A 13,180-nucleotide genomic window follows, 5' to 3' on the forward strand; every position below is an offset into this window, starting at 1 on the left:
GCTCACCGCTCCCGGGCGATCGCGGCCACGTCGTCCAGCGCCGCGGGGTCCTCGAGGGCGCCGCGGGTGGCGGCCTGGTCGGCGGGCACGCCCCGCAGGATCTTCTTCACCGGCACCTCGAGCTTCTTGCCCGACAGCGTGCGCGGCAGGGCGCGCACCACGTGCAGCTCGTCGGGCACGTGACGCGGCGAGAGCCGCTCGCGCAGCTCGCGCGCGACCGTACGTCGGAGCTCGTCGACGTCGGTGCCGTCGGGGTCGGCGAGCGTGACGAAGAGGAGCAGCGTGCCGGCGCCGTCGCCGCGGTCGTCGTCGGCGGTGTCCTCGAGGTGCACCACGAGGCTGTCGGCCACCTCCGGAAGGCTCTCGACGACGGTGTAGAACTCGCTCGTTCCGAGGCGCACGCCGCCGCGGTTGAGGGTGGCGTCGCTGCGCCCGGTGATGGTGCACGTGCCGCGCTCGGTGATCGTGATCCAGTCGCCATGGCGCCACACGCCGGGGATGTCCTCGAAGTAGGCGGGCGCGGTACCGCGAACCGTCGGTGTCGCCCCAGAAGCCGACGGGCATCGACGGGAGAGGAGCGGTGATCACCAGCTCGCCCAGGGAGCCGACGACCGGCCGCGCGTGCTCGTCGTAAGCCTCGACGGCGGCGCCGAGGCTGCGGCACGAGATCTCGCCGGCGTAGACCGGGACGGTGGGAGAGGCGCCGACGAACGCCGAGCAGACGTCGGTCCCGCCGGAGACGGACTGCAGGTGGACGTGCTCGCCGACGGCGTCGTACACCCACCGGAATCCCTCGGCCGGCAGCGGTGCGCCGGTCGAGCCGACCGCTCGAAGTGTCGACGTGTCGACAATGTCGCGGGGTCGCAGCCCCTGCTTGCGGCACTGCAGGAGGTAGGGCGCGGAGGTGCCGAAGTAGGTCACCCCGAGCTCGGCGGCGTCGCGCCAGAGACGGTCGAGGCCCGGGTGCGCGGGGTTGCCGTCCCAGAGCAGGACGGTGGAGCCCGTCAGCAGGCCGGACACCAGCAGGTTCCACATCATCCAGCCGGTCGTGGAGAACCAGAGGAAGACGTCGTCGGGGCCGAGGTCGTGCTGCAGGCCGAGCGCCTTGAGGTGCTCCACCGTGATGCCGCCGTGGCCGTGGACGATCGGCTTGGGCAGTCCGGTCGTGCCCGAGGAGTAGAGCACGTAGAGCGGCGCGTCGAAGGGCAGGCGCTCGAACGCGAGCTCGCCGGGCTCGGCGAGGAGCGCGTCCCAGGTGGTCGCGGCGGTGGGCGCGGGCGCGTCGGGGTCGAGGTAGGGCAGCCAGACGAGCGTGCGCACGCTGGGCAGCGCCTCGACGATCCGCTCGACCTCGGCCCGGCGCTCGACGGTCTTGGCGCCGTAGCGGTAGCCGTCGACGGCGAGCACGAGCACGGGCTCCGTCTGCTGCCAGCGGTCGACGACGCTCTGCACGCCGAACTCCGGTGCGCAGGAGCTGAAGACCGCGCCCAGGCTGGCCGCGGCGAGGAGCAGCACCAGCGTCTCGGGCACGTTGGGCGCGTAGGCGGCGACCCGGTCGCCCCGACCGACGCCGGCCCGGACGAGCCCGGCCCGCGCCCGCGCGACCTGGTCGCGCAGCTGGGCGGCGGTCAGCCGGACGTCGTCGCGCGACTGCGAGCGCCCGACGACGACCACGTCGTCGTCGGCGCGACCGGGCAGCCGCAGCGCTGCCTCGGCGTAGTTGAGCCGGACGTCGGGGAACCACACGGCCCCGGGCATCGAGGCGTCGGCGAGCGCCGGGGTCGGCGACCCGTCGCCCGGGACGTCGAAGAACCGCCAGACGGCCTGCCAGAACGCGTCGGGCTCCTCGACCGACCAGCGCCAGAGGGCGTCGTAGTCGTGCGGGTCGACCCCCACCGACGTGGCGAACGCCGCGATGCGCGGGGTGGCGGCGGGGTCGGGGCTCCAGAGCACCTCGGGGGTCTCGGGCATGGCGGCGCGGCCTCCTGGACGGCGGACGGGTCGGGTCAGCGGTGGGCGTCGTCGGGCGGCACGTCGGTGGCCGCCCAGACGAGCAGCCGCTGCACGAGCGGCACGGTGACGACCATGAGGCCCGGGACGATCAGCCACGCCCAGGGCCCGTCGACCGGCTCGAGGAACGCGAGCATGACCACGATCGCCACGAGCAGCACCGACAGCGCCAGCACGGGGCGTGCCTGCTGCACGCCGAACGCCCGCAGCAGGCGGGCGCCCAGCTCGCCGGCGACGCCGACGACGACCAGGACGGCGAGCAGGCCCCAGAACGCCCCGCCTGCCGACGTGCCGCGGACGGCGCTGAACAGCTCGAGGCACAGCCAGCCGCCGGCGGTCACCAGCAGACCGGCCACCAGCCCGGTGACGACGGACGCGCCGAGCGGCGGGACGGTGGGGACGCGGTAGTCGCGGACGGCCCAGACGGCGTCCTCGCCGCGGTCGCGGACGGCGAAGCCGAGCCGACGGGCGCGCTCACCGGTGCTGTGGACGGCGTCGCCCACCCGGTCGCGGGCGCGGGCGAGCCCCGCGCCGACGTCGACCGTGGTGCGAGGGCCACGCGGTGCCGCCGGGGTCGGGGCAGCGGGGGCGTCGGCCGGGGCGGCCGCCTTCGCGTCCTTGCCCTTCAGGCGCGACATGGCGGTCGCGCGGGGCGGTGCCGGGCGGGTCTCGCGCGGTGTCGGCGCCGACGGCGCGACAGGCCGCACGACCGTCTTCTTGACGACCTTCTTGACCACGCGCGGCTGGCTGCTGCTGCGCGCCTCGTCCGCCGGGGTCGTGCCCTCCTCGACCATGGCGCCAGTGTGTCACAGGACACCTCTGCCGCGGTCCGACGTCCGCCGTCGACGGCCCCTCGACGGCCCGTGGCGCCGACGCGCACTTTCGGCGGACCTGTGCCAAGGTCGAGCCATTCCATGCCTCACGGCCCCGGTAGCCCCAGATGCCGACCGTGGTGCGCTGCCCCGCGCACGTCCGTAATCCCACCCTCCCTAGGACAGGTATGTCTGCGATCCTCTTCGGTTCCATCAGCACGCTCGTCGACAGCTCCGAGCTGCAGCGTCGGGCCTTCAACACCGCCTTCTCCCAGCACGGCCTCGACTGGTCGTGGGACCAGGAGGAGTACGCCGCGCTCCTCACCGGCAACGGCGGGCAGGACCGCGTCGCCGCCTACGCCGAGAAGCGTGGCGACGACGTCGACGCCGCGGCCGTGCACGCCACCAAGTCGGAGGTGTTCCGGACCCTGCTCGCGCAGGAGGCGCCGGAGCCCCGCGCCGGCGTCGTCGAGACGATCCGCGCGGCGAAGGAGGCCGGGCACCGGCTGGGCTTCGTCACCACCACCTCGGCCGACAACGTCGCCGCGGTCCTGAAGGTGCCCGGTCTCTCGGCCGCCGACTTCGACGTGGTCGTCGACGCCGACGACGTCGACGAGCCCAAGCCTGCCGCCGAGGCGTACCGGCACGCGCTGGCCGCCCTGGGCGAGCACGCGTCGGACGCGGTCGCCGTCGAGGACAACACCGGAGGGGTCACGTCGGCGCGGGCCGCGGGCCTGCCCGTCGTCGCGTTCCCGAACACGAACACTGCCGACCACGACTGGTCCGAGGCGACCGAGCGCGTCGACGCGCTCGAGCTGGACGACCTGCTGCGGAACGTCGGACGTTGAGGACGGGGAGGACACGATGAGCACCGAGCCCGCCACCCTGACCGCCAGCCCCACCTCCTTCGAGGTGCACGCCACCCAGCGGATCGACTACACGCTGACCTACGTCGACGGGGTGTTCGACCCCGCCCGGCCCGAGCTGGCCGACCACTACCGCGAGTGGGGACGCGCCCTCATGGTCGTCGACGCGGAGGTCCACGCCCTGTACGGCGACGACGCCGCGGCCTACTTCGCCCACCACGACATCGAGCTGACTGTCCACCCCATCGCGATCGGTGAGAAGAACAAGAAGTGGTCGACGGTCGAGGGCATCGTCGACGCGTTCGCCGACTTCGGGCTGCTCCGCAAGGAGCCGGTCCTCGTCGTCGGCGGCGGCCTGACCACCGACGTGGCCGGGTTCGCGTGCGCCGCGTTCCGCCGGTCTACGCCCTACATCCGCATCCCCACGACGCTGATCGGGCTGATCGACGCGAGCGTGTCGATCAAGGTGGCCGTGAACCACGGCAAGCACAAGAACCGGCTCGGGGCGTACCACGCGTCGAGCGACGTGCTGCTCGACTTCTCCTTCCTGCGCACGCTGCCGGAGGCGGAGGTGCGCAACGGCATGGCCGAGCTGGTGAAGATCACGACGGTCGCCGACGCCGCCACCTTCGACCTGCTGGAGCAGCACGCCGAGGAGCTCCTCGAGACCCGGTTCGGGCACCTCGGGGGCACGCCGGAGCTGCGTCAGGTGGCCGACCGGATCACCTACGAGTCGATCAAGGTCATGCTGGAGCTCGAGACGCCGAACCTGCTCGAGCTCGACCTCGACCGCGTCATCGCGTTCGGGCACACGTGGAGCCCGACGCTCGAGCTCGCCCCGGCCGACCCGTACTACCACGGTCACGCCATCGCGATCGACATGGCGTTCTCGGCCACGGTCGCGGAGGCGCGCGGGCACGTCAGCGCGGCGGACCGCGACCGGGTGCACGGGCTCTTCAGCGCGCTCGGCCTGTCGCTCGACAGCGACGACCTGACGCCCGACCTGGTGCGCCGCGCGACCGCGTCGATCCTGCAGACGCGCGACGGGCTGCTGCGTGCGGCGGTCCCGTCGCCGATCGGCACGTGCGCGTTCCTCAACGACCTCGCCGACGACGAGGTCGACGCGCTGCTGGCCACGCACAAGATGCTCGTCGCGGCGTACCCGCGCGAGGGTCGCGGCGTCGACGCGCACGTCTCGGCCGCGGCCGTGCCCGTGCCGGCATGACCTCGACGGTCCACCGACCGGCAGGGGGTGACGGGTCGCAGGCGCTGCGGCCCGTCACGCCCGTCGGCATCGCCGCGCAGGAGGTCGCGCTCGTCCTCGACGGGCTCGACGCGGGCGTCCCGGTCGACGACGAGGTCCTGGACCGGCTCCGCCGGGCGCACACGCTGCTGGCCGGTCTGGACCCGTACGTCGCGGCCAGCACCTCGCCCGAGTCGGCGCAGCTCGCCGAGCTCGCGCGCGCGACGGCCGGGCACCGGTGGGGCGAGCACCCGCCGGGTGCTGCCCAGCTGGAGCCGGAGATGGTCAGCGGGCACGTCGAGGCGGCGCTGCTGCAGCTGCTGGTGCGGCTCAGCGGCGCGCGTCGTGTGCTGGAGATCGGCACGTTCACCGGCTACGCGGCGCTCGCGGTGGCCGAGGCGCTGCCGGCCGACGGCGTCGTGGTCACGTGCGAGGCGGACCCGCGTGCCGCGGCCGTGGCCCGTGAGGCGTTCGGCCGCTCCGACGACGGAGGTCGGGTCGAGCTGCTCGAGGGACCGGCGCTGGCGTCGCTGGAACGGCTCGAGGAGCCGTTCGACCTCGTGTTCATCGACGCCGACAAGGAGGGCTACACGGCCTACCTCGACCTGCTCCTCGAGCGCGGGCTGCTGGCCGACGGTGCTCTGGTGGCCGTCGACAACACGCTGATGCAGGGCGTCGCGTACGGTGCCCCGCCCCGGTCGGAGCGCGAGGAGGAGCAGGGTCGGGTGATCGCTGCGTTCAACGAGCGGGTGGCGTCCGACCCGTCGCTCGTGCAGGTCGTCCTGCCCGTGCGCGACGGACTCACCCTGCTGCAGCGGAGGGTCGATGGCTGAGGTGCGGGCGGCGGCGAAGTCACTCGGCGCGCTCGGGCTGCTGTCGCTGGCAGCGCCCGTGGCGGCTGCGGCTACGACCGGAGCGGCGCTCCTCGGACGTGCGCGGCAGCAGGACGAGCGGCGAGCCGTCCGGTCCGGTCCGCCGCTGACCGTCATGGTCAGCGGGGGGAAGATGACGAAGGCCCTCACGCTGTGCCGTGCCTTCCACGCCGCGGGGCACCGCGTGGTGCTGGTGGAGGCCGAGAAGTACCGCTGGACGGGGCACCGAGCGTCGCGCAGCGTCGACGTGTTCCGCACGATCCCGGGGCCGGACGACCCCGACTACGCGCAGGCGCTCCTGCGGGTCGTCGAGGAGGAGGGAGTCGACGTCTACGTGCCGGTCTGCGCGCCGGCGACCGCCATCGCGGACGCGCGTGCGAAGGCCGTGCTCGAGACCCGCTGCCGCGTCCTGCACCTCGAGCCCGACGAGGTCGTGATGCTCGACGACAAGGCGGCGTTCGCGCGCCGAGCGGCCGCCCTGGGCCTGAGCGTCCCGGAGACGCACGAGGTGCACGACGTCGAGGACGTCATGGCCTTCGACTTCGCGAGCCGCCCGCGGCCGTTCATCCTCAAGAGCATCGCCTACGACCCGGTGCACCGGCTCGACCTGACGCCGTTCCCGTTCGGGCCCACGGGGCAGGACCGCGAGGCGATGCGCCGGCACGTGGCCGCGCTGCCGATCTCGCCGTCAAACCCGTGGATCCTGCAGGAGCTCGTGGAGGGCGAGGAGCTTTGCACGCACGGCACCGTCGTCGAGGGGCAGCTGCGGGTGCACCTCTGCTGCCCGTCGTCGGCGTTCCAGGTGAACTACGCGATGGTCGAGCGGCCGCGCGTACGGGAGTGGGTGGAACGGTTCGTCGGCGAGCTCGGACTGACCGGCCAGGTCTCGTTCGACTTCATCGAGGCCGCCGACGGCACGCCCTACGCCATCGAGTGCAACCCGCGCACCCACTCGGCGATCACGATGCTCGACGGCCACCCCGGCCTCGCCGACGCGTACCTCGGGCCCGACCACGAGGGAGAGCCGTTGCAGCCGCTCCCCGGGAGCCGGCCCACGTACTGGCTGTACCACGAGCTCTGGCGGCTGCTGGTGCGCGAGCGTCCGCGACGGAGCACGCTGCGCGTCGTGCTCGAGGGTCGCGACGCGATCTGGTCGGTGCGCGACCCGTGGCCGTTCCTGCTCGAGCACCACCGCCAGGTCCCGGTGCTGCTGGCGCGCAGCCTGGTGCGGGGTCGCAACTGGATCCGCATCGACTTCAACATCGGCAAGCTCGTGGAGGCCGCCGGTGACTGAGCGACGCATGGTGCTGCACCTCGTCGGGTCGCCCACCGACGACTTCTTCGCCGATCTCTCGCGGCTGTACGCCGGCGGCTGCCTCGAGGCGCTCGCCGACGTGCCTGGCTTCGACCACGTGGTGGTGTGGGTCGGGCCCGACGGTCGGTGGCGCTTCCCCGCGGACCTCGGCCGTGAGGCGATCGAGGCGGCGGAGCCGGTGGAGCTGGCGGAGGCGGTCGGCCTGGTCCGGGGGATCGCTCCCGACGTGGCGCTGCCGCAGCTGTTCTGCATCGCCGGCATGACGACCTACCGTGCGTTGCTCGACGTGTTGGGCGTGCCGTTCGTCGGGAACTCCGCCGACGTGATGGCGCTCGCGGCGCACAAGGAGCGCACGAGGGCGGTGGTGGCGGCCGCCGGTGTCGACGTGCCGCCGGGCCGGGTCGTGCGTGGCCACCCGGACGTCGACGAGCGCCTCCTCGACGACGCGGTGGAGGCGGTCGGCCTGCCGGTAGTGGTGAAGCCGGTCGACGCCGACAACTCCACCGGCGTCGCCCTCGTCCGCGACCGCGCCGACCTGCGGTCCGCCGTCGTCGAGGCAGCGCGCGAGACGTCCGTCGGCGACGTGCTCCTGGAGCGCTTCGTGCCGCTGGGTCGGGAGGTCCGCTGCGCGGTGCTGGAGACGGACGACGGCCTGCGCGCACTCCCGTTGGAGGAGTACGCGGTCGATGCGCAGCACAAGCCGATCCGCGACCGCGCCGACAAGCTCGCCGGGTCGGGCGACGACCTCGCGCTCGTGGCCAAGACCCACGACCACGCCTGGATGGTGGCCGACGACGACCAGGTCGTCCCCGCGGTGCACGAGGCGGCCCGGACGGCGTTCCATGCGCTCGGCTGCCGCGACTACGGCCTGTTCGACTTCCGCGTGGACTCCGAGGGCCGCCCGTGGTGCCTCGAGGCCGGCCTCTACTGCTCGTTCGCCCCGTCGAGCGTCGTGGTGATGATGGCGGCCGCCGGGGGCACACCGCTGCCCGAGCTGTTCGTGTCCGCGGTCGAGCGGACCCTCACCCGCCGGTGAGGCTGTTCAGCGTGCTGTGATCGGCACGGCTACCGTCCTGCCCCCGACCGCGGGGTAACGCAGGACGAGGCCCGCCTGCGTGCTTTCGACCCCCCACTCCGGCGCTACCCCCTGCGCAGCGTCCGCGTCGGGTGCCTGGACGTCAAGAGGGGCCAGCACCGGACCGTCCCCGACGAGGACGGTCACGCCGACAAATCCGTCGTCGGCGGCCTGCAGCTCGTACAGTCGCAGCACCACGGCGGGACCTCCGTTGGGCACGTCGAGTCGTTGGTACCGAGGTTCGAAAGCGCTGTCCAGGCCGCACACCGCCCAGGTCCCGAGCCACCCGAGTACGCACAGACCTGTCGCCGACCAGCACAGGAGTGCCACCACGTCCCCGCTCCGGTCTGCGAGTCGCATCAGCGCGACGATCGCGGTCCAGAGGGCCAGCGCGACGGCAGCGGCAACCAGCATGATCCGTGCCCGTCCGGAGTCGAGAGGCCCGATCATCAGGACGCCGCCCTCGGGAACGACGACACCGAGAACCGCCCAGAGCGCGCCCGCCAGCACGGCCAGCCCGCCGAGCAGGACCTCGGGAAGCCGTGGCCACCGCGCCCTCGACCTCACGCCCGTCCCCTCACGTCATCGCTTGTGTCGCGAGTCTCGCAGGTGCGCCGCGACCAGCTCAACGCGTGTGCCGTCTCCCGGGACGACAGGACGGTCGTCGTCCCCTCGCTGGGTCGGCAGCGCGACCTCCGCCTCGCCGCCGCCGAAGGCCGGGTAGCGCAGGACGGGGCCCGCCTGGGTCTGCGCGACGGTGAGGCCCTCTCGGCACAGGGCGAACGTGTCGGCCGGTGGCGCAGCGTGGGGGATGGGGCGGAACGTCGAGCCGACGCCCGAGAGGACGGCGACGTAGGTGACGTCGTTCGCGATCAGCGGGCCCTCAGCGAGCGGGACGACGACAGCGGGACAGCTGCCGGGGAGGGCCACCCGCTCGTAGCTCGGTTCGAACACGCTGACGACCATGCACATCGCGCAGGTCGCGAGCCGGCTGGTGGCGGCTGCGACGACCCCGAGTCCGCAGGCGACCGCAGCCGCGCCGCCCCGGCGCCGAGCCTGGCGCAGCAGCACCAGCACGATGGCTGCTGCAGCGGCGGTCGCGGCTGCCCCGACGAGGAAGATCCTCAACCGTCCCGAGTCGACCGGACCGAGCATCACCACGCCGCGCGTCGGCGTGGCCACGCCGACGACGATCCAGGCCAGCGCGGCGACGGCCGCGAGACCGGTCAGCACGAGCGCGGCGCGCTGGTCGCGCCACAGCGACCCGACCATGCGACCTCCCGCGGACACGACGACGCGGCCAGTCTGCCCGACGCCCACGGTGCGAGGTGCTCGTTCGCGGGGATCGACCCCTGCAAGCACCGGAACGCCCTCGAGTGCGCGAAGCCCCCTTGGCGCGGTCCTCGGTGAGACCGGGGCGACGCTGTGCTCGTTGTCGGCTGTGACGACGGTGTCGACCACCGGAGGGGCGGTCGGCCTTGACCCGGACGGCGACCTGCTCCAGGTTGGACCATCATGACCATGCTGAGCTCGCTGAGTCCGCTGCCGCACTCGTGGCGTGTGTGTCGGTACGAAGAACAGCTGCGGGGACACAAGGGCTGGGAGTCGTGGATCGACAAGGCCGATGTCGGAGACAGGTTCAACGGGATCGTCCTGTCCGACGAGGAGTATCTCCGCGTCGAGAACACCTACATCGCTGCGGTCGTACGTTTCGCCGTGGCGACCTCGGCCACGTTCTTCCGGGTTTCCTGGCTGCACCACCAGGATGCGAACTTTGCACTGACTCCTGGCCAGATCGTCGTCCGCTCGGACGTGGGACCCATCGTCCGGGGCAATCTGCGAGGTGAGCTCGACTGCTGTCTCGACGCTGTCAACGATCGGCTGCACATCGAGTTCGGGTACGACCTGTACATGTACGTCGCGGCCGACGATCCGTGCGAGAGAGCAGTCGCCGGTGCCGAAGAGGACGGCCTCTGGCTCACGCCCAACTTTCCTCTCCGGCGGTGGGACGACGACGATACGTGACCGGCACACGTGCGGCGACGAGTCCATGAACAAGCGGAACCGGATAGGCGAAAAGCACGACGAGTCGGCGGGAAGTGATCTCGAATGAGTGGGCGGAAGCGCCTGAAGCTGGTTGAAGGCACGGTCTTCGCTGTGCCCCTGGGCGACGGCCGGACTGCGATCGGTCAGATTGCCACTATGAAGAGTAAAAAGATCCTCTACATCGTGCTCTTCGAGCAGATGGTGCCCGATGACGAGGTGGAGATGGCCTGGCAGTCGGCGATTCAGAGCCCGATCGTGATCGCGGGCTCTTCGTTGGATGCGCGCCTTTATCACGGCTTCTGGACGATTCTTGGAGTTGCGGACGTTCCGGATCCGCTCCACTTGCCAGCGAGCAAGGTCGCGATCGGCATGCCCCCCACGGTCTACGTGACGGACTATCGCGAAACTCGTCGACGTCTGGCCACTTCTGACGAAGCCGAGACGCTGCCCAACATCACCACGGTGTCGCCCATGCGGCTAGAGAAGGCGTTCAAGGCGCTTCACGGCCTCGAGCCGTGGCTCGAGGTGTACGACCCGCTGTTGCCAGCGAACATCGTCACGGAGCCCATGGTGTTTGGCGAGGAAGGTGTCGATCAGTCGTAGAGTCTGGTGATCGTCCCGTGCTCCCAGGAGAAGTAGGATCGCGGTGACGCGAAGTCGGCGGGCGGGTCGCTGATAATCACGGTCCAGGCCTGGGCGCGCTGCGCAGCGAGGCGGGGAAGTTCATGAGGTTCCTGTAGTGGAGTACTTCACGCACGAGGGAATCCTCTACGAGTTGTTGATCATCTCCCTTGCTAGCGAGGACGGGTACGGAGTCGAGCTGACAGACATGTCGGCGACCGGTGGTCTGCTCGCGGAAGTGCGCGTGGCGAACGGCACGATCACTCCTCTGCGTCAGGCTCCGATGCCCGCCGCCGTGTACGCCCGGTGGACGGCAGCCGTGATCGAGCTGGCCGAGCTGCCGCCGCTCGACGATGAGGTCGAAGACTGAACCCCGGTCCCGCGCCGCGCCTGGGCAGGGACGCGTCATCGCCAGGGACCTTGACGGGTACACCCGATCAGGTGCGTTGAAGAGTGCAGAGCGGGTCACACACCTGGAGACGAGAGTCATCCGCCCGGGGTCGGTCGGCCTTGACCCGGACGGCGACGTCCTCCAGGGTGGACCATCGTGACCTTGCTGAGCCCGCTGCCGTACTCCTGGCGTGTGAGCAGGTACGAAGAACAGCTGCGGGGCCCGGGGTGGGAGTCGTGGGTCGAAGTGCCCGACATCGGAAGAAGGTTCAACGGGATCGTCCTGTCCGAGCAGGAGTACCTGCGTGTCGAGAACACCTATCTCGCCGCGGCGGTGCGTTTCGCCGTCGCGACCTCGGCCTCCTTGTTCCGGGTTGCCTACTTGGGGCGCCAGGATGCCAACTTTGCGCTCACTCCTGGCCAGCTCGTTGTCCGGTCCGATCTGGGAGCCATCGTGCGGGGCAGCCTGCGAAGTGAGCTCGACTGCGCTCTCGAAGCTGACAACGGTCGGATGCAGATCAGCTTCGGGTACGACCTGTACATGTACGTCGCGTCCGACACTCCGTGCGAGGCAGCCGTTGCCGGGGCGGAAGAGGACGGCCTCTGGCTGAATCCAGGCGTACCTCTCGCTCTGTGGGAGGAAGACGACGCTTGACCAGCGCACGCACGTCGACGAGCTCACTCGTGCGACGAACATGAGCTCGGATGTTGCGGCAGCTCGGGGGTCGGAGGGAGGTGACCCGCGGTGACGGCGCATGTTCACGTGTACGTGAGTCTCGAGCGTGACGACGACGGGTACCCACCGTTCGAGGTCGAAGAGCTTGACGCGGTGCGCGAGAGCCCAGGCCGGTGCCGCATCCTGGGTGCTCCGGTGTTCGCGTACGGACTGGCGCCCGGTGACGTCGTCAACGTGGTGAAGGTGATGGGTGAGGGCGACCAGCTGTGGGTCACTGAAGTCCTCGAGCCGTCAGACAACTGGCTGGCGCGGGTCTCGACCCATGGCGAATGCACTGACGAGGACGCAGTCGGCGTGTTCCGCTCACTGGGTTGTGATGCCCACGCGACCCAACACAGTCTGGTCACGGTCGTCGTTCCAGCGTCTGTGAAGCCGGAGCTGGTGTTGCAGACGTTGCGCGACGGACAGGATCGTGACGATCACTGGTACTTCGATCTCGGCGTGGGGCCGTCGAACGCGGGGTGATGTGCGCCGTCGACCATCCACGCGGGCATGGGAACGGAACTACCGGTCGGCTGGCTGCTCCTCGGCGAACCGATCAGCGAGTCGAAGGCCCGACGGCGAAGGACGATCGCGACGGGACGGCGGCCTTGACGCGAACGGCGATCTCCTCCAGGTTGGAAAGTGATGACCTTAATGAGCCCGCTTTCGCACTCGTGGCGTGTGTGTCGGTACGAAGAACAGCTGCGGGGACAAAAGGGCTGGGAGTCGTGGATCGGCATGTCTGATATCGGAGAACGGTTCAACGGAATCGTTCTATCCAATCAGGAGTACGTCCGCGTCGAGAACACCTACATCGCTGCGGTCGTGCGTTTCGCCGTGGTGACCTCGGCCTCTTTGTTCCGCGTTGCCTTCCTCGGGAGCCAGGGTGCCGACTATGCGCTGTCTCCTGGCCAGCTTGTCGTCCGGTCGGACGTGGGACCCATCGTCCGGGGCAACCTGCGAGGTGAGCTCGACTGCGCTCTCGAGGCTGTCAACGGTCGGCTGCAGATCGCCTTCGGCTACGACCTGTACATGTACGTCGGGGCCGACATCCCTTGCGAGAGAGCGGTTGCCAGTGCCGAGGAGGACGGACTGTGGCTCGAGCCAGGCGTTCCTCTGAGGTCGTGGGAGGACGACGACGCATGACCGGCGTACGTGCGACGACGACTCAACGCGCGGACCCAGCGGCGCGAACGGAGGGCGACGGCTCGA

At 70.9% G+C, this 13,180-nt stretch carries 15 protein-coding genes and 1 pseudogene; 11 read left to right on the forward strand and 5 right to left on the reverse strand.

Annotated elements, in window-relative coordinates:
• Positions 1–2 precede the first annotated feature (2 nt).
• From QE370_RS06885 to QE370_RS06895, 3 genes and pseudogenes are all read right to left on the reverse strand, one after another.
• A complete protein-coding gene (locus tag QE370_RS06885; protein ID WP_309635244.1) occupies positions 3–491 on the reverse strand; it encodes an AMP-binding enzyme in 489 nt (162 codons plus the stop codon).
• A gap of 79 nt (positions 492–570) precedes the next feature.
• A pseudogene (locus QE370_RS06890) lies at positions 571–1,971 on the reverse strand (acetoacetate--CoA ligase); the annotation flags it as partial.
• 35 nt (positions 1,972–2,006) lie between these two features.
• On the reverse strand, positions 2,007–2,804 hold the full coding sequence (locus QE370_RS06895; RefSeq protein ID WP_309633894.1) for a hypothetical protein: 798 nt from the start codon (positions 2,802–2,804) through the stop codon (positions 2,007–2,009).
• A 206-nt stretch (positions 2,805–3,010) separates the two neighbouring features.
• Here QE370_RS06895 and QE370_RS06900 point away from each other — a divergent pair, with 206 nt between their 5' ends.
• From QE370_RS06900 to QE370_RS06920, 5 genes are read left to right on the forward strand one after another with little or no spacing between them, the layout of a single operon-like run.
• Positions 3,011–3,670, forward strand: a complete 660-nt coding sequence (locus QE370_RS06900; RefSeq protein ID WP_309633895.1) for an HAD-IA family hydrolase — start codon at positions 3,011–3,013, stop codon at positions 3,668–3,670.
• Between the two features lie 16 nt (positions 3,671–3,686).
• The gene (locus QE370_RS06905; RefSeq protein ID WP_309633896.1) at positions 3,687–4,913 is read left to right on the forward strand and encodes a sedoheptulose 7-phosphate cyclase; all 1,227 of its coding nucleotides are present in this window, start codon (positions 3,687–3,689) and stop codon (positions 4,911–4,913) included.
• Positions 4,910–5,764 carry a class I SAM-dependent methyltransferase gene (locus tag QE370_RS06910; RefSeq protein ID WP_309633897.1) on the forward strand — a complete coding sequence of 285 codons (855 nt, stop codon included), beginning with the start codon at positions 4,910–4,912 and terminating at the stop codon, positions 5,762–5,764. The genes QE370_RS06905 and QE370_RS06910 overlap by 4 nt, the downstream gene beginning before the upstream one ends.
• Entirely contained in the window at positions 5,757–7,097 is a 1,341-nt protein-coding gene (locus tag QE370_RS06915; RefSeq protein WP_309633898.1) for a hypothetical protein, read from the forward strand. The genes QE370_RS06910 and QE370_RS06915 overlap by 8 nt, the downstream gene beginning before the upstream one ends.
• A complete protein-coding gene (locus QE370_RS06920) occupies positions 7,090–8,154 on the forward strand; it encodes a hypothetical protein (protein WP_309633899.1) in 1,065 nt (354 codons plus the stop codon). Before QE370_RS06915 ends, QE370_RS06920 begins: the two co-directional genes overlap by 8 nt.
• A gap of 6 nt (positions 8,155–8,160) precedes the next feature.
• Here QE370_RS06920 and QE370_RS06925 read toward each other — a convergent pair whose 3' ends face one another.
• Positions 8,161–8,760, reverse strand: a complete 600-nt coding sequence (locus QE370_RS06925) for a hypothetical protein (protein ID WP_309633900.1) — start codon at positions 8,758–8,760, stop codon at positions 8,161–8,163.
• 15 nt (positions 8,761–8,775) lie between these two features.
• On the reverse strand, positions 8,776–9,483 hold the full coding sequence (locus QE370_RS06930; protein ID WP_309633901.1) for a hypothetical protein: 708 nt from the start codon (positions 9,481–9,483) through the stop codon (positions 8,776–8,778).
• Between the two features lie 225 nt (positions 9,484–9,708).
• Here QE370_RS06930 and QE370_RS06935 point away from each other — a divergent pair, with 225 nt between their 5' ends.
• The 6 genes from QE370_RS06935 to QE370_RS06960 all read left to right on the forward strand — a co-directional run bounded on the left by QE370_RS06935 (position 9,709) and on the right by QE370_RS06960 (position 13,114).
• A complete protein-coding gene (locus QE370_RS06935; protein ID WP_253026930.1) occupies positions 9,709–10,218 on the forward strand; it encodes a hypothetical protein in 510 nt (169 codons plus the stop codon).
• 132 nt (positions 10,219–10,350) lie between these two features.
• Positions 10,351–10,842 carry a hypothetical protein gene (locus QE370_RS06940; protein ID WP_309633902.1) on the forward strand — a complete coding sequence of 164 codons (492 nt, stop codon included), beginning with the start codon at positions 10,351–10,353 and terminating at the stop codon, positions 10,840–10,842.
• 136 nt (positions 10,843–10,978) lie between these two features.
• Entirely contained in the window at positions 10,979–11,230 is a 252-nt protein-coding gene (locus QE370_RS06945; protein WP_253026934.1) for a hypothetical protein, read from the forward strand.
• 177 nt (positions 11,231–11,407) lie between these two features.
• Complete coding sequence (locus QE370_RS06950) at positions 11,408–11,905, forward strand: hypothetical protein (protein WP_253026936.1); 498 nt, start codon at positions 11,408–11,410, stop codon at positions 11,903–11,905.
• Positions 11,906–12,019: 114 nt separating this feature from the next.
• Complete coding sequence (locus QE370_RS06955; RefSeq protein WP_253026937.1) at positions 12,020–12,451, forward strand: DUF4265 domain-containing protein; 432 nt, start codon at positions 12,020–12,022, stop codon at positions 12,449–12,451.
• 162 nt (positions 12,452–12,613) lie between these two features.
• Positions 12,614–13,114: a hypothetical protein gene (locus QE370_RS06960; protein WP_253026938.1), complete on the forward strand. Its 501-nt coding sequence runs from the start codon at positions 12,614–12,616 to the stop codon at positions 13,112–13,114.
• The last annotated feature ends 66 nt before the right edge of the window (positions 13,115–13,180 follow it).

The sequence above is a fragment of the Aeromicrobium sp. SORGH_AS_0981 genome (assembly GCF_031453195.1).
Taxonomy (GTDB): Bacteria; Actinomycetota; Actinomycetes; order Propionibacteriales; family Nocardioidaceae; genus Aeromicrobium.